Here is a 14786-nt window from a genome sequence, read left to right as displayed (position 1 = left end):
CTCGAACTCCGTCCGTGAGGTCGAAGCGCGTGCAGTGACGTGTTGCTGTCCTGAGAGCTACCCGCGAGAGCCGCGGTCAGCTGCCGTGAGGCAGCCCCGGAGATCTCCAGGGGGCCCCTTCCGAGCCCCCTCCAGGATCATCCCCCCCGCCCGCGGAAGATCGCGTGGCGGAAGAAGTTGATCTGGCTCTTGGCGAACTCCTTCGCCGCGTCCAGCCGGTCCCCTTCGCGCGACGAGCTGCGGATCAGCAGCTCCCCGTTCTCGTAGAGCTCCCGCGTCTTGCTCCGCTGGAGCTTCCCGCTCGAGGTCTTCGGCAGGATGCCCGCCCCGACCGCCACCACGTCATCGACGGTGAGCCCCATGGCCTGCTGGACGACGCGGCGCACCTCGCCCTTCAGCGCCTGCTTCTCCTGCTCGTCCGACGCCGGGGTCTCGAAGACGATGACCACGCGCTCGCGGTCGTTGTGCGGCTTCATCGTCCCGAACGCGATCACGTTGCCCTTGCGGACCCCGGAGACGCGGCTCGCCTCCCACTCGAGATCCTGCGGGTAGTAGTTGCGCCCGTTGACGATGATGACCTCCTTCGAGCGCCCGCAGATATAGACCTTGCCCTCCGCGAGGTACCCGAGATCGCCGGTCCGCAGCCAGCCGCCCGCGAACGCCTCCTTCGTGAGATCCGGATCGTTGAAATAGCCGGGCATCACGCTCGGGCCCCGCAGCCGGAGCTCCCCGACCTCGCGATCGCCGAGCGGGCGCGCGCTCTCCGCGTCGTCCGACGCGAAGACCGCGATCTCGTGCCCCTCGAACGCCGACCCGCACTGCACGAGCGACGACGCGCCCTCGCCGTCGGCCGGGACGGGCGTCGCCTTGCCCTCCTTCCAGAGCGTCTCGCCGTCCACCGCGTCGGTCTGCAGCCCGGCCCCGAGCGCGCTGAACGACACCGCCAGCGTGCTCTCGGCCATCCCGTACGAGCAGACGAACGCCTTCTCGTCGAACCCGACCGGCGCGAACTTCTCGGCGAACGCGCGCAGGTTGTCGGCCCGGATCGGCTCGGCGCCGCACCCGGCGACCCGCCACGTCGAGAGATCCAGCCCCGCCATCTCCTGCTCTCGGATCCGCTTCACGCAAAGCGCATAGGCGAAATTCGGGCCGAACGACACGTTGCCCCGGTGGCGCGTGATCGTCTCCAGCCAGCGCACCGGGCGCTTCAGGAACAGGAGCGGCGGCAGGAACGTGATCGTGTTGACGTAGTAGAGCGGCGCGATCACGAAGCCGATGAGCCCCATGTCGTGGTAGAGCGGCAGCCACGACACGCCCGTGTCGACCGACTCGCGCACCGCCAGGCCGAGATCCACGATCGCCCGCACGTTGGACGCCAGGTTCGCGTGCGTGAGCACCACGCCCTTCGGGCGCGACGTCGAGCCGCTCGTGAACTGGAGGAAGCACACGTCGTCGAGCTCGACCTTGACCGGCTTGAGCTCCTCGCGGGCGCCCCGGAGGCCCTCCACCGCCACGATCTGCTCGAGCGCCGGCGCCTGCGCCTGGATCGTGCCGAGCATCCGCTTGATCTCGGCGCTCGTGAGCAGCACCTTGGCGCCGCTCTTCGCGACGATGTGCAGCGTGTTCTCGAGGTAGCCGGTCAGCTTGCCGAGGCCGGTCGGCGGGTAGATGGGCACCGGGATGACGCCCGCGCGGATCGCGCCCAGGAAGGCGAAGATGAAATCGGCGTTGTCCGGCAGGATCAACGCGACGCGATCGCCCTTCTGGAGCCCGAGCGCCTGGAGCGCGCCGCCGAAGCGCGCGCTGGCCCGCTCGATGCCCCCGTGCGTGAAGAACGGCTCGTTCTCGCTGGACTCCTCGATGAATCGATAGCCCGTCTTCGTGCTCGCCGCTGCGTCCTCGATCGCCTGCGCGACCGTCCGCGGTTTCCAAACAGCCGTCATCCCGAGAGCCTTCCTTCGTTCTTGAGCCGGAGCTCGATGGCCTTGACGACGTCGGCGACCGTGTCGACCTCGCGCAACATGTCGTCGGGGATCGAGAGGTCGAACTTATCCTCCATATCCGCGACGATCTCCATCACTCCCAGCGAGTCGAGGCTGAGGTCGGCGACGAGGTGGCTCGACTCCTCGATCTTTACCTCGCCGGCCGTGTGTCCTTCCAGGAGCTGGATGATCTCTGCCCGCAACGTCTCCCGTGTCCACGTCATCCTACGTTCCTACCCTAACTGAGGCGTGGCGAGGAGGGGCTTGCTCGGCCGCAAGGCCGCGGGAATTCGGCGTTGCACCCCTGACCCGACGCTCGCGCGTGCATCAGGGACGGGCGGCGTCGACGATCTCGCGCAGCCGACTGAGCCCCTCGAGCGCCCTCGCGCCGTACCACATGAGGTCCTTGCCGTCGCACCTGATCACGTGGCCACGGCGGGCAGCGGGGATGTCGAGGGAGCGAAATATTGCCGCGTCGGCGTCGGTGAAGGCGTGCGGCTCATCGGGCAGCAGGACGAGCTCCGGGGCGCGGGCGATCACCTCGTCGAGGGTCACGCGGGGGTAGCGGAGGTCGCGGCCCTGGACGCGCTCGGGGGGCAGCGGCGGCGCCTTGCCCAGGTCGGCCGCGAGCGGGTAGCGCCGGGGCCGATCCTCGAAGACGTTCTGCGCGCCCACGAGATCGAGCACGTCGGAGAGGAACGTGTCGCCGTGGACGGTCATCAGCGGGTCCATCCAGATGGGGACGAAGGCGCGGATCGGCGGGCGCTCGCGGCGCCGCGCCTCGGCCGCGGCGTGGGCGCGGTAGGCGGCCGCGACCAGCTCGCGCGCCGCGGCCGCCGGCGGCTGGCCCGGGGCGCCGTGCTCCACGTACGCCGAGGGTGCGGGCGCGCCGGGCCTCGCCGCGGCGTGCCCGAGCAGGCGCGCCAGCCGGGCGAGGTGCGCCACGCCGTCGGCGACCCGCTTCGGGAACGAGACGAGCACCCGGAGCCCCGCGGCGTCGAGGCGCTCGATGTCGCGCTTGCTGTTCTCCTCCTGGTTCGCGACGACGACGTCGGGGTCGAGCGCGGCGATGCGGTCGACGTCGGCGTCCTTCGTGCCGCCGACGAGCTCGATGCCCTCGACGTCCCCGGCGGGCGCGACGCAGTAGCGGGTGCGGCCGACGAGCCGATCCCGGGCGCCGAGCCGGAGGAGCGAGTAGGTGTCGCTCGGCACGAGCGAGACGATGCGCTGCGGAGGGGAGCGCCACTCGTGCTTGCGCCCCCGGTCGTCGACGATGCGGATGAACGACCCGGCAAAGGCCGGTCCCCAGCCTGCGCTGAACGCCATGCGCCGGATGTAGCCCGCCGCCGCGCGCGCTGCACGTGAACTGACGTGGACTGACGTGAACTGACGTGAACTGACGTGGACTGCGCCGCGCCTGAGCTGCGCGCCCCAGGGCCTGAACAGCGCCGCGTCCACTTAGTTGGCCCGCCCGGGCGAAGTCTGCGACGACGGCTCGTGCAGATCGATCGCCTCGATGTGCGTCGCGGAGGCACGCTCCCGTACCCGCCTTCCGGCCTGCCCGCTCTCCCCCTCGGCGCCGCGCGCGAGGACACTCCCCGCCGCCGCGCGGCGCCCCGCGGGGGGCGGCTGCTGCCGTGCCAGATCGGCCGCTACACGCTGTTCGATCACATCGGCCAGGGAGGGATGGCCGATCTCTACCTGGCCCGGGTGCGCACGGACCTCGGCGCCGCGCGCCTCGTCGCCATCAAGGAGGTCGCCCCGAGGTTCGCGCACGACCCGCGCTTCGTCGAGATGCTCGCGAGCGAGGCCAGGCTCGCGGCGGGGCTGCGCCACGCGTCCATCGTGCAGGTCGAGGACCTCTGCCGCGAGGACGGCTCGCTCTTCATCGCGATGGAGTACGTCGAGGGCCTCGACCTGCGCGAGCTGCTCCGCCGCTGCGCGCGCCAGAAGGTGAAGTTCCCGGTCGCGTTCTCGCTGCTGATCATCGCCGAGGCGCTCCAGGCGCTCGCGTACGCCCACCGGAAGGGCGTCGTGCACCGCGACGTCTCGCCGTCGAACGTGCTCCTGAGCTTCGAGGGCGAGATCAAGCTCTGCGACTTCGGCATCGCCCGCGCGCACGAGCGCTGCGGAGCCATGGACGAGGCGCTGCAGGGCAAGGCCGGCTACATGAGCCCCGAGCAGGCCCGGGGCGAGGCGCTCGACGCGCGATCCGACGTCTTCGCGGCGGGCATCCTGCTCTGGGAGCTGCTCGCCGGCCGGCGGATGTACAGCGCGAGCCCCGGCGCCGCGCTCTCCAAGGAAGCGGCGCGGGGCGATCTGCTCGAGCTCGCGCGGCGCGCGTCGATCCCGCCGCTCGTGGAGCGCGGGCTCCCCGACGAGGCGGCGCTCCACGCGATCGTGGCGCGGGCGCTCGCGGTCGCGCCCGACGAGCGCTACCCGAGCGCGGCGGCGATGCTCCAGGACATCGCCGCCTACGCGGCGGCGGCCGAGCTGACGGCGAGCCCGCTGCGCTTCGGGGCGTGGCTGCGCGACAACTTCGGTGCGGAGCTGGTCGCGCCCCGCCGGGCGCGCGAGCGCGCGGTGCGCGCGCTGGAGCTCGGTCCGCCTGCGGTGATCGAGCCGATCGCGGCCGTGGCCATCGCGCCGAGCGCGAGGGAGGCCGTCACGCCGAGCGCGATGGACATCGGCGCGCAGGGCGCGATGGCGATGGCAGCGCCGCCGGCGATGGAGGCCGCCGCGCTGCCCGCGAGGGCGGCCGGCGCGCAGGGCGCAGAGCCCGCCGCGCTGGCCCTGGCCGAGCCGCCGCCCTGGGCCAGGGCGCAGCCTCCGCTCGCTCGACCGCAGCAGCGCCGGCTCGTGCCATGGCTCGTGCACTGCGCGCTGCTGTTCGCCCTCGCCGCGCTCGTCATCGCGGGCTGCTATCTCGCGGCGCGCTAGCGCCCGCTCGGTCGAGGAGAACGTCGTATCTCGCTCCCGTCCGGCGCGCCGGCGCCCGTCGCCGTCAGCCCGCGTCGGCGATCGGCGCTTCGGGCACGGGCACCTGCATCTCCGGCCTCCGCTCGCACGCGTCGTTGCCGATGCCGACGCCGTAGCGGTAGATGAGCTCTCCGCCGAGCCAGCCGCTCGCCCCCGCGAGGCCGAACCCCGCGGTCGACAGCGCGATCCCGAGCGGCCGCAGCCCGATCGCCCGGGAGGCGAGCGAGGCGCCGTACAGGCCGGCGATCGCGAGGTTCACGGCGCCGTGGACGAAGCCGATCCGCTTCGCGGGGCCGAGGGTGGTGCTCCAGTCGGCGAGCCCGGCGAAGGTGGCCACGAGCGCCCCGCCGAGGCCGATGGCCGCGGTCGCGTCCGCTCCCCGATGGAGACGACGCCGCCTGCGGCCGATGCCGGCGAGATCGAGCACCAGCGCGCAGGACCAGGCGCCGATGGGGATGGTCACCAGCACCGGGTGCAAGGGGTGCCCGAGGAACTTGCCATGCAGCACCTTGGCGACCGTGGGCGCTCGCCTCAGGACGGATTGGATGCCGCGCTGAAGCGGGTCGGCCATCCGGTCGATCCAGTCCTGCTCCTCGATTCCCCCCAAGACTGCGCTTCCGATCATGTTCCCCCCTTCCGAGGCGCGCTGCGCGGATTTCCAGCGCATGGCGCCCGCCCCGCCGACCGTCCAGTGGTGAACCCCTGACCGGATCCCGAGCAATCGGCGGACCCCGCGGGAGCGGGTCCGGCGTTCCCACCCCCTCCCGCGGCGCGTGCCTCTGTGACGCTCGAGCAGGGCGCTCAGTTCGCTTCTGCAATGGTGCTCTGCCGAAATTTCAGGTTCGAAATCAGCGAGCGCCCCATCTGAAGTGAAATACGTTCGAATCGCGAATCCCGCGGATGGCATGGACGGTGCTCTATGTCCGGCCAGCGCTGCCGGCGCGGCCTTCCCCCCCCCCGAGGCCCCGGCGGCGCTTTTTTTTTGGAGTCTTTCCTTATCCGGGCCCGGCGCGGCGCCCGCGCGCACGCCCTGCGTTCCTCGTCCTGGGCGGCGTTCTCTGGTATCTCGCCCGTGCCGCGCCGCGCGCGGCCCTCCGGAGCGATGCCCCTCCTCGCCGATGTCGCGGTGCCCGTCCCGCTCTCGCAGGCCTTCACCTACGAGGTCCCCGCCGCGCTCGCCGGCGAGGTCCGACCGGGGGCGCGCGTCCTCTGCGAGTTCCATCGGCGCAAGCTGCTCGGCGTGGTGCTCGCCGTCAGCGAGCGCAGCGCGGCCATCGATCCGTCCAAGATCAAGCCGCTCGCGGCGCTCGTCGACGCGCGTCCGGCGCTGCCAGCGGAGCTGCTCGCCTTCCTGCAGGAGCTCGCCGCCTACTACTTCGCGCCGATCGGCGAGGTGCTCCGCCTCGCGCTGCCGGCGCTCGAGCGCGAGCAGGTGCGCGCGCTCAAGGCCCAGGGGGAGCTCGACGGCGTCCTCGACCTCGGCCGCGCCAAGCAGGTCGGCGGCCGCAAGGTCGCGTACGCGAGCGCGACCGACGTCGTCGAGGAGCCCGGCACGCTCCGCGGGCAGGCCGCGGCGGTGCTCGCGCTGCTCCGGGCGAACGGCGAGCAGCCGGTCGCGCGGATCGAGGAGCGCTTCGGCAACGCGCGCAGCGCCCTGAAGAAGCTCGCCGAGCGCAACCTCGTCGCCCTGGACGAGCGCGAGCCGCCGCGCGACCCGTTCTTCCGCCGCGCCGAGGAGCGCGACGTGCCCCCCGAGCTCAACGCGGCGCAGGCCGAGGCCGCGGCGCGCATCGACGCGGCGCTCGCGGCGCTGTCCGCGCCGCCCGGGGGAGGGGAGCACCCTGCGATCGCCCAGCAGGAGCCGCGGCCCGCCGGGCAGGAGCCGCGGCCCGCCGGGCAGGAGCCGCGGCCGAGCGCGTTCCTCCTCTTCGGCGTGACCGGCTCCGGCAAGACCGAGGTGTACCTGCGCGCCATCAAGAGCTGCCTCGACCGGGGCCGCGGCGCGCTCGTCATGGTGCCGGAGATCGCCCTCACCCCGCAGCTCGTCGCGCGCTTCCGCGCCCGCTTCGGCGACGAGCTCGCCGTGCTGCACAGCGGGCTGAGCGACGCCGATCGCCACGCGATGTGGGCGAGCCTCCACGTCGGCAAGGTGCGCGTCGCCATCGGGGCGCGCTCCGCGCTGTTCGCGCCGGTGCCGGACCTCGGCCTCATCCTCGTCGATGAGGAGCACGACGGCTCGTTCAAGCAGGAGGAGGGCGTGCGTTACCACGCGCGCGACATGGCGCTGCTCCGCGCCCACCGCGCGGGGGCGGTGTGCGTGCTCGGCTCCGCGACCCCTTCCATCGAGTCCGTCGCGCTGGTGCGCCGCGGCAAGCTCGCCGAGCTGCGCCTGCCGGACCGCGCGCACCGCGAGGCCAGCCTCCCCGAGGTCTCCCTCGTCGATCTCCGCCGCTTCCGCGCCGGCCCCTCGGGCGATCCGCTGATCTCCTTGCCGCTGCACCGCGCGCTCGAGAAGACGCTCGCGGCGAAGGAGCAGGCGATCCTCTTCCTGAACCGCCGCGGCTTCGCGCCGAGCGTCGTCTGCGGCTCGTGCGGGACGCTGACCACGTGCGACGCCTGCTCGGTCGCGCTGACGTACCACCGCGGGCGGCGCCGCGACGCGCGCCCGCCTTCGCCGGGCGGCGCGCCCGCGCCCGCGGCGCCGCTCGACGAGCGGCCGGAGGGGGGGCGGCTGCGCTGCCACTACTGCGACTATGCGGGGCCGCTGCCGGACCGCTGCGGCGCGTGCGGCGCGCGGAACCTGCTGCTCGAGGGGCTCGGCACCGAGCGGCTCGAGGCCACGATCGCCGGCTCGTTCCCGGAGGCGCGCGTGGCGCGCCTCGATCGCGACGTCGCCGGCAAGGATCGCTCGCAGGCGATCCTCGCGAGGATGCGCGAGGGCAAGATCGACATCCTGGTCGGCACGCAGATGGTCACGAAGGGCCATGACCTTCCCAACGTGACGCTGGTCGGCGTGGTGAACGCCGACGCCGCGCTCGGGCTGCCCGACTTCCGCGCGGCCGAGCGCGGCTTCCAGCTGCTCGTGCAGGTGGCCGGGCGCGCGGGGCGGCGCGACCGCCCCGGCCGTGTGCTCATCCAGACGCGCAACCCCGAGCACCCGGCCATCGCGTTCGCCGCGGCGCACGACGTGCCTGGCTTTCTCGAGCGGGAGATCCGCGACCGCGAGGAGGTGGGTTATCCGCCCGCCACGCGCCTCGCGCTGCTCCGGATCGACGCGGTCGACGAGAGCGTGGGGCGCGGCGCCGCGGCGAAGCTCGCGGCCCACGCCCGCACCTGCCCCGAGGGGGTCGCCCGGCGCGTCGAGGTGCTCGGCCCGTCGGCGGCGCCGATCGCGCGCCTGCGCGGGCGCTACCGGTTCCGGGTGCTCCTCCGGGCGCGCGATCGCGGTCCGCTCCGGGGGGCGCTCGCGGCGCTGGCCGGGCTGATAAGGGATGGCCTTGACCGGAACGCCCGGGTGATCATCGACGTGGATCCGGTCGCCATGCTGTGACGGGTGATCCCCGGGAGACGGGCGCGCTCGCCGCGCCAGGGGCGCTCTCTATCCAGATCCACGCGCGGTGAGGCCAGGCGCGGTGAGCTCGTCGCGCGACGCGCGCGAGAGCCGCTCGAACTCCGCGCCCAGCCAGTCGAGGAACGCCGCGTCCCACGTCGGCCCTTCCGGGCGGGACGCGACCGCCTCGGCGAGCTCACGGTCCCAGCGGCCGTAGACGTCGCGGAGGAGCGCGTGCGCCCGGCGGCTCTCGGCGGACGCAGGATCCGTCTGGCCGTCCGTGCGCTCGGCGAAGGCGTCCTCGCAGAGGAAGTAATTGCATGTCGCGGCCCGCCGCTCGGCGGGGACGGAGCAGCCGCGCGCGCCGTGATAGACGCACTTCGATTGCCGCGGGGCCGTGCGCTCCTCCCGCTTCCGCACGCGCCGGAGCTCGAGTCCGCGGCTCACGGGGAGCAGGTTGCCTGCGGCGATCTGCTCGAGCAGCCAGCCACGGCCGTCGAGGGAGACGATGCGCCCGATGTCCGTCCAGTCGAGCTCGGGCGGGCTAACGCAGCACCCCGCGGGGCCCTGCGGGCACTGGGCGCACAGCGTCGAGTGCAGCCGGGTGTGCTCTCCTGAAAGCTCCAGACGGATCATCGAACCCCTTGCCGTCCCCCGAAGGGGCCGAGACACGCGCTCGAACCAGCGCACATCCTGCCAGCGAACGCGCCAGGAATGACAGAAGCGCCCTGAGGCTGCAACCGACGCAACCGACGCAACCGACGCTGACCCCGCGTCGATCCGAGCTGCGGCCAAGCGCCCCTCCTCACCGGCATAGCGATCGAGAGGCGCGAGAACTCGCACTCCCGGGCGCTCTTGGAGGAGCTGAATCAGTTATAGTAAGTAACCGACATCGACGTGCGCCCCCGCGCGAATGCAGGGAGAAACGTGCGATCGTCCTTTTCCGGCTGCGGCGGGAGTTGATAGGCTGCGCCGGCCATGAGCGATGCGCTTCCCAAGGAGGTCGGTCGAGCCATTCGCGTGCTCCGGCAGCTGCACGGGCTCACTTACGCCGAGTTCGCCGAGAAAGCGCGCCTCTCGGCGACCTACCTGCGGCAGGTCGAGCGCGGCGAGCGCGACCTCGGGCTCGGCGCGCTGGCGCTCATCGCACAGGGGCTCAACTGCGATGCTCGGCTCCTCCTGCCCGGCGACGGGAGGAGCCCGGTCTCCGCGGTCGTCGCCGATCGCTTCGATCGCGCGCCCGAGGCTCTCCAGGAGGCGCTCCTCTTCCTGCTGATCGAGCCCGACGACTCGCCGAAGAAGCAGGCCATCCTCGCGCTCATCAACGAGGATCCGGAGCGCGCGCGGCTCCGCTCGCGGCCTCGGTCCGAGGAGCGCGGGTCGCGCGGCTCCGCTCCCTCGTCATCGAGCCGGCGCGGGCGATGAGCCCCTGAGCCGTCACGTCCGCGCGGAGCAGCCCGCGACGCGAGGCGACCCAGCGCCGGACTCCGGTCGGCCGCCGCCCCGCGCCTCTGCGCCGGGCATCGACGCGAGGCGCCGCGTGGCCAGCTGCTGAAACGCGGCGAGCGCCCGGCTCCGCCGCTTGTACGCCGTCGAGAGGGGGACTCCCGCCCGGCTCGCGAAGTCCGCCATGGGGACGCCCTCGATGTCGTGGGCCATGAGGATCGCGCCGAACTCGGCGTCGAGCTCGCGCAGGACCGCGCGCGCGAACAGGCGATCGCACGCCGAGATGATCTGCTCCTCGGCCGAGGGCTCGTCGAGCTCTGCGTCGAAGTCGTCAGGCAACGGCTCCTCCCTCCGGCGCCGCTCGCGCAGCCCGTAGTGGGACGCGGCGTGGACAGCGATCTTGTTCAGCCAGCGGTCGGACGGCCCGAGCTCCGGATCGTAGTTCCCGAAGCTCTCATGCGCCGCGAGCATCACGTTCTGGGCGATGTCCCAGCGATCCCGGCGCGGAACCCCCAGGAGGCGAAGCCATCGCCGCACGAGCACGATCGTTTTCTTGTTGAAGATCCGCCAGTAGGCCCCTTCTCTGTCGTTCGGCGGCCCTGAACCATGGCCTCCACGCCCCGTTCCCGACATCGCGTAACGATCGTTATCACAAGAAACGGAACTTGCAAAAACTGGTCGGGGCGATCACAGGCGAAATTCGATCGAAAAAGTGGTCGAATGTATGGACATGTGGTCGTCTCCTGCGCCACCCTCCGCATGCGCAACTGCGCGCATGCAGGCCGAATCGCTCGGGAAAGCGCCGCTTGACGATGGTTCTCTGGATGTAACGATCGTTCCTCACCCGAACCGCGCCAGGGGGCCTTCCGGCATCGTCGGCCACGATGGTGCTCCCGCCCGGCTGCTGGGGTGCGATCGACGCACGGGCGGGCTCGGCGGCTGCCTGGTGCACCGCGGCGGCGGGCGCCTCCTCGCGCGGGCAGGCGAGACAGGCGAGACAGGCGAGACACGCGAGACGCCGCCGCTTTCCTCGCTGGACGCCGCCGCATCGCGCCGGTAGACAGGCGGCGCTCGATGCACAGCTTCCATCGAAGGATGCCGGCCCCACGGCGGAGCGGCGCGCCCTGCGGGGGGCGTGTCGCGACCGTCCGCGCTGGCGCTGGCGAGGCGCCCGTCGCTCATGTCGGCTGACGCGGGGAAGCCAGGGACGGCGCGCGGCGACGACGCGGCGCCCGCGGCGAGCGACGCGGCAGGGGCCCCGGCGGCGCGCCAGCGGGTCGCCTACTTCGGGCGGCCCGGGACGTTCAGCCACGAGGTCGCGTCCCGGCGCTTCGGCGCGAGCGCGGAGCTCACGCCCCGGCGCACCATCTCGGAGGTGTTCGACGCCGTGGCCGGCGGCGCGGCGACCTACGGCGTCGTGCCGATCGAGAACGCGGTGGGCGGACCGATCTACGACACCGTCGATCAGCTGATCCGCCGCGAGGGCACGGGCGCCGCGCTCGTCGTGTGCGAGGAACTCTCGCTGCACGTCACGCTGTCGCTCCTCGGCAGGGCGGGCGTGGCGCCGAAGCGCATCTATTCGCACTTCGTCCCGCTCAAGCACTGCGGCGACTGGCTGCGCGAGACCTACCCTGACGCGCAGATCCTCGAGGCCGAGAGCACCGCCGAGGCGGTCGAGCGCGCGGCGCAGGACGGCGAGGCCTGTGCGATCGGCAACAAGGGCGCGGCGGCCATCTACAAGCTGGAGATCCTCGTGCCGAAGCTCGGCGCGAAGGGCGAGAACATCACGCGCTTCTTCATCGTCGGGAAGGTCGCGGAGCCGCCGGCCTCGGGGGGGCGGACGCTGCTCCTGTTCGGGCTGGACCACCGCCCGGGCGCCCTGGTCGCGGCGCTCTCCGCGCTCGGGAGACACCACATCAACCTCACGCGCATCGTCTCTCGCGCGCTGCCGGACAGCCCTGAAGAGTACCTCTTCCTCGTCGAGTGCGAGGGCAGCACGGAGGAGCCTGCGTTCAAGGAAGCCCTCGCGTTGCTCGAGCAGCACGCGACGGGCGTACGCTCGCTCGGCTCGTTCCGCGTCAGCCAGAAGTACGAGTAGGCGCCCCGGGCCGACGCGATGACGATCGCCGCGCGGGCGCCGCGCGGCGCGGCCGGTGCGTCGGATGACCGCGAGTCCACCGCGGCGGACGCGCGCCAGCCGCTCGTCGCGTGGGCGCCCCCACGCGCGGGGACAACAACGCCGCTGCGAAGCTGGGAATATCTTCGCGCGGGGTATCCCGCGTGACTCATACGCTCTTTTCAATAACCAGTTACCCCTCGCCTGGGACTAGAACGCTCGACAGGTGCGGTCTCGCACTCCTCACTAGGCAGGGTGGCATGGATCTACATTGGCGATGGCTCTTCGTGGTGGTGCCGGCGCTCATGGGTTCTCTGGAAGCGTGTGATGTGGACCCATGGGATTCGGAGTTGACGGTCGACAGCGAGATGCAGAGCGGCGGGGCGAGCCAGAAGCGCCGCCCCGTCGGCGCGAGCTGCAGCTGCGATGCGGACTGCGACGGCGAGGCGGCCGTCTGCGTGCTCGGCATCTGCATGCAGCGCGCGGAGGGGCTGTGTACGGCGCCGAACAGCGAGCAGGGCTGCGCGCCCGGCTCTCGCTGCTTCAACACGGACATCCTGACCGACTCGGGGGTGTGTTATCCCCTCTATGATCCAGAGACCTGCGATGGCGTGCAGAGCCGTCACGGCCTGTGCTCTCCTCGGCGCGGCGACGGGTGCAACGCGGCCTGCGGCGCGGCGTGCGCGGAGGATACGGTCGGCGCCGGGGAGATCGGCGCGGCCTGCGACGCCGACGAGGCGTGCTCGCTGCGCGGCGCGACCTGCTATCGTGACGAGGATCCCTCGGCGCCGAACGGCTGGGTGGAGGGGTACTGCCTCGCCTTCGACTGCGAGAGCGATGACGAGTGCGGGCCAGGCGCGGGCTGCTTCCCCGCGGCGGAGGGCGGCTCGCCGGTGTGCATGAGCACCTGCGGCAGCGATCTCGACTGCCGGCCTGGCTACGTGTGTCACACCGTCGACGGCGAGGGCAGGTCGGCCTGCTTCGCCGGCTGCGACGGCGCGTCGACCTGCCCGGAGGGCACGACCTGCCTCGGGGAGCTCTGCGTATCGGACGATGTCGCGTGCTCACCCGACGTCCCGTCAGGCTGGTGTCCGGAGGGCAGCTCCTGCGATGGCGGCGAGTGCCGCAAGGGCCCCTCCGCCTGCGGCGCCGAGGGCGACGCCCTCGAGCCCAACGACGACCTGGGAGCAGCGGTGACAGCGCCCATGGGCGTCACGAAGGACCTCACCCTCTGCGAGGGGGACGAGGACTGGCTCAAGATCGTGGTACCGGAGCGGACCATCGTCCGCGTGGGCATCCGGTTCCGTCAGGCCGCCGGGGACATCGATCTGGTGGTCTATGACGGCGTGGGCCGCCTGCTCGGCTCGCGCGACGGCGCGCAGTACCCGTACGCGTACCGCGATCAGGAGACGGACACCGAGTTCTACGGGTTCTACTCCGAGCGGGGTGGCGCCGAGTACTTCGTCCGGGTCGTCGGCCACGACGGCGCGCAGAACGTCTATGGCCTGGACGTGACGTCGACTCCGTATGTCGACGGCCCGAGCTGCGTGGACGCCGGCTTCTCGTTCGACGAGTGCGCCGGCTTCGGCGAGCGCGGCGGCGGGCTCTTGCCGTTCCCGTTCCCCGACCTTGACGACTCGGTGGTCGGGGGCGGCTACATCTGGGAGACGTTCAGCAATTACCGCTTTGCTCGGCGCGAGCTCATCATGCTCGTCCGGGACGCCCTCGCGGAGACGCTGCATGCGTTCCCGGGCACGACGCCGCTCTCGCTGATCGACGTCTGCCAGATCAACGGCGTCACGCCCGGCTACGACGTCGACAGCCCGCGTCACCCCCAGTCGACGCACGACCAGGGTGGCAACATCGACATCGCCTATTTCCAGACGGACGGATCGAACGATGGGGAGATCATCTGCGGAGACGGGTCGAAGCACGAGGACGGGTACTGCTCTTCGGCGGCGAAGCGGAAGCACATCGTCGACCTCGAGCGGGAGGCGTTCTTCATGGCCAGGCTGTTCCGCTCGCCCCGCACGCGCGTCATCGGCGTGGACAAGGTCATCGCGCCGTTCCTGTCGAGGACCGCGGCCAAGCTGAACGCCCTTCCGGCCCGGGATCGGCGGAAGATCACCGACGACGAGCTCGCGAGCTTCTCGGACCGGATGGCGTACGGCGAGGGGTGGCCGTATCACCACCACCACATCCACCTCAGCATGGACTGGTGGCCGAAGAAGACCGCGCCCGGCGGCGGCACGTCGGAGGCGTCGTTCGCGGCGCCGCCCGCCATCCATCGTTCGCCAGCGCTCGCGGCCGAGCAGCGGATGGTGTGGCCACCCCGGCCCGCGATCGTGCGGTGAAAGGTCGCTTGCGCGATTCGCCTCCCTCCTGGAAAAGTGCGCTGTATCCACAACGCACTCATGCATCGAAGGATGCCTCGTCTTACTGCACAGCCGCTGCCTGCGGCGCCCTCTCCCAGGCGACGTGCAACAAGCAACCGATGCCGGCCTGAGCCATGGGATTCCCGGCGTTGATCGAGGCTCTTCGCACGTGGATCCTGGGTGGCGTGCAGGCCCCTGTCACCCTCGATACCTGACGCGCCGATGCGCGTGAAACAGCGGAGGATAACTACATGAAGGCGGGAATGTGGGATCAGCTCGGGTCCCGTCTTCCACGCCCCGCGCCGCCATGCTTTACTGTCGCCGTTCTTGGGAAGATG

General features: G+C 71.9%; 11 protein-coding genes. 5 read left to right on the top strand and 6 right to left on the bottom strand.

The window, feature by feature from the left end; translation table 11 throughout:
• Positions 1-137: 137 nt before the first annotated feature.
• From WMF39_RS38110 to WMF39_RS38100, 3 genes are all read right to left on the bottom strand, one after another.
• A complete protein-coding gene (locus WMF39_RS38110) occupies positions 138-1943 on the bottom strand; it encodes a fatty acyl-AMP ligase (protein WP_437741378.1) in 1806 nt (601 codons plus the stop codon).
• Positions 1940-2206 (bottom strand): acyl carrier protein, encoded by a 267-nt coding sequence (locus WMF39_RS38105; protein ID WP_012239660.1) that lies wholly within the window; start codon positions 2204-2206, stop codon positions 1940-1942. The genes WMF39_RS38110 and WMF39_RS38105 overlap by 4 nt, the downstream gene beginning before the upstream one ends.
• 103 nt (positions 2207-2309) lie before the next feature.
• Positions 2310-3308 carry a helical backbone metal receptor gene (locus WMF39_RS38100; protein WP_437741377.1) on the bottom strand — a complete coding sequence of 333 codons (999 nt, stop codon included), beginning with the start codon at positions 3306-3308 and terminating at the stop codon, positions 2310-2312.
• Positions 3309-3479: 171 nt separating this feature from the next.
• On the opposite strand from WMF39_RS38100, the gene WMF39_RS38095 reads away from it, so the two are divergent.
• Positions 3480-4922 carry a serine/threonine-protein kinase gene (locus tag WMF39_RS38095; protein ID WP_437741376.1) on the top strand — a complete coding sequence of 481 codons (1443 nt, stop codon included), beginning with the start codon at positions 3480-3482 and terminating at the stop codon, positions 4920-4922.
• Between the two features lie 64 nt (positions 4923-4986).
• Here WMF39_RS38095 and WMF39_RS38090 read toward each other — a convergent pair whose 3' ends face one another.
• Entirely contained in the window at positions 4987-5586 is a 600-nt protein-coding gene (locus WMF39_RS38090; RefSeq protein WP_437741375.1) for a DUF2231 domain-containing protein, read from the bottom strand.
• Between the two features lie 477 nt (positions 5587-6063).
• Here WMF39_RS38090 and priA point away from each other — a divergent pair, with 477 nt between their 5' ends.
• Positions 6064-8511: a replication restart helicase PriA gene (priA, locus tag WMF39_RS38085; RefSeq protein WP_437741374.1), complete on the top strand. Its 2448-nt coding sequence runs from the start codon at positions 6064-6066 to the stop codon at positions 8509-8511.
• A 48-nt stretch (positions 8512-8559) separates the two neighbouring features.
• Here the strand turns inward: priA and WMF39_RS38080 are convergent, their stop codons facing one another.
• The gene (locus WMF39_RS38080; RefSeq protein ID WP_437741373.1) at positions 8560-9147 is read right to left on the bottom strand and encodes a hypothetical protein; all 588 of its coding nucleotides are present in this window, start codon (positions 9145-9147) and stop codon (positions 8560-8562) included.
• A gap of 342 nt (positions 9148-9489) precedes the next feature.
• On the opposite strand from WMF39_RS38080, the gene WMF39_RS38075 reads away from it, so the two are divergent.
• Positions 9490-9936, top strand: coding sequence for a helix-turn-helix domain-containing protein (locus WMF39_RS38075; protein ID WP_437741372.1), 447 nt, complete (start codon positions 9490-9492; stop codon positions 9934-9936).
• A gap of 12 nt (positions 9937-9948) precedes the next feature.
• Here WMF39_RS38075 and WMF39_RS38070 read toward each other — a convergent pair whose 3' ends face one another.
• A complete protein-coding gene (locus WMF39_RS38070) occupies positions 9949-10590 on the bottom strand; it encodes a sigma-70 family RNA polymerase sigma factor (protein WP_437741371.1) in 642 nt (213 codons plus the stop codon).
• Positions 10591-11137: 547 nt separating this feature from the next.
• Here WMF39_RS38070 and WMF39_RS38065 point away from each other — a divergent pair.
• Positions 11138-12055, top strand: coding sequence for a prephenate dehydratase (locus WMF39_RS38065; RefSeq protein ID WP_437741370.1), 918 nt, complete (start codon positions 11138-11140; stop codon positions 12053-12055).
• A 278-nt stretch (positions 12056-12333) separates the two neighbouring features.
• A complete protein-coding gene (locus tag WMF39_RS38060; RefSeq protein WP_437741369.1) occupies positions 12334-14427 on the top strand; it encodes a hypothetical protein in 2094 nt (697 codons plus the stop codon).
• Positions 14428-14786: the final 359 nt, after the last annotated feature.

The organism is Sorangium sp. So ce1504 (genome assembly GCF_051521635.1).
In the GTDB taxonomy this organism is placed as follows: Bacteria; Myxococcota_A; Polyangia; order Polyangiales; family Polyangiaceae; genus Sorangium; species Sorangium cellulosum_B.
The sequence above is the reverse complement of the archived record's forward strand: the minus strand, read 5'-3'. Positions and strand labels throughout refer to the sequence as shown.

What these genes read in the sequence shown, in the direction of transcription:
- WMF39_RS38100 (WP_437741377.1), bottom strand. Translation starts at nt 3,308, where the DNA reads ATGGCGTTCAGCGCAGGCTGGGGACCGGCCTTTGCCGGGTCGTTCATC.
- WMF39_RS38080 (WP_437741373.1), bottom strand. Translation starts at nt 9,147, where the DNA reads ATGATCCGTCTGGAGCTTTCAGGAGAGCACACCCGGCTGCACTCGACG.
- WMF39_RS38065 (WP_437741370.1), top strand. Translation starts at nt 11,138, where the DNA reads ATGTCGGCTGACGCGGGGAAGCCAGGGACGGCGCGCGGCGACGACGCG.
- WMF39_RS38070 (WP_437741371.1), bottom strand. Translation starts at nt 10,590, where the DNA reads ATGTCGGGAACGGGGCGTGGAGGCCATGGTTCAGGGCCGCCGAACGAC.
- WMF39_RS38060 (WP_437741369.1), top strand. Translation starts at nt 12,334, where the DNA reads ATGGATCTACATTGGCGATGGCTCTTCGTGGTGGTGCCGGCGCTCATG.
- WMF39_RS38105 (WP_012239660.1), bottom strand. Translation starts at nt 2,206, where the DNA reads ATGACGTGGACACGGGAGACGTTGCGGGCAGAGATCATCCAGCTCCTG.
- WMF39_RS38075 (WP_437741372.1), top strand. Translation starts at nt 9,490, where the DNA reads ATGAGCGATGCGCTTCCCAAGGAGGTCGGTCGAGCCATTCGCGTGCTC.
- WMF39_RS38090 (WP_437741375.1), bottom strand. Translation starts at nt 5,586, where the DNA reads ATGATCGGAAGCGCAGTCTTGGGGGGAATCGAGGAGCAGGACTGGATC.
- WMF39_RS38110 (WP_437741378.1), bottom strand. Translation starts at nt 1,943, where the DNA reads ATGACGGCTGTTTGGAAACCGCGGACGGTCGCGCAGGCGATCGAGGAC.
- priA (WP_437741374.1), top strand. Translation starts at nt 6,064, where the DNA reads ATGCCCCTCCTCGCCGATGTCGCGGTGCCCGTCCCGCTCTCGCAGGCC.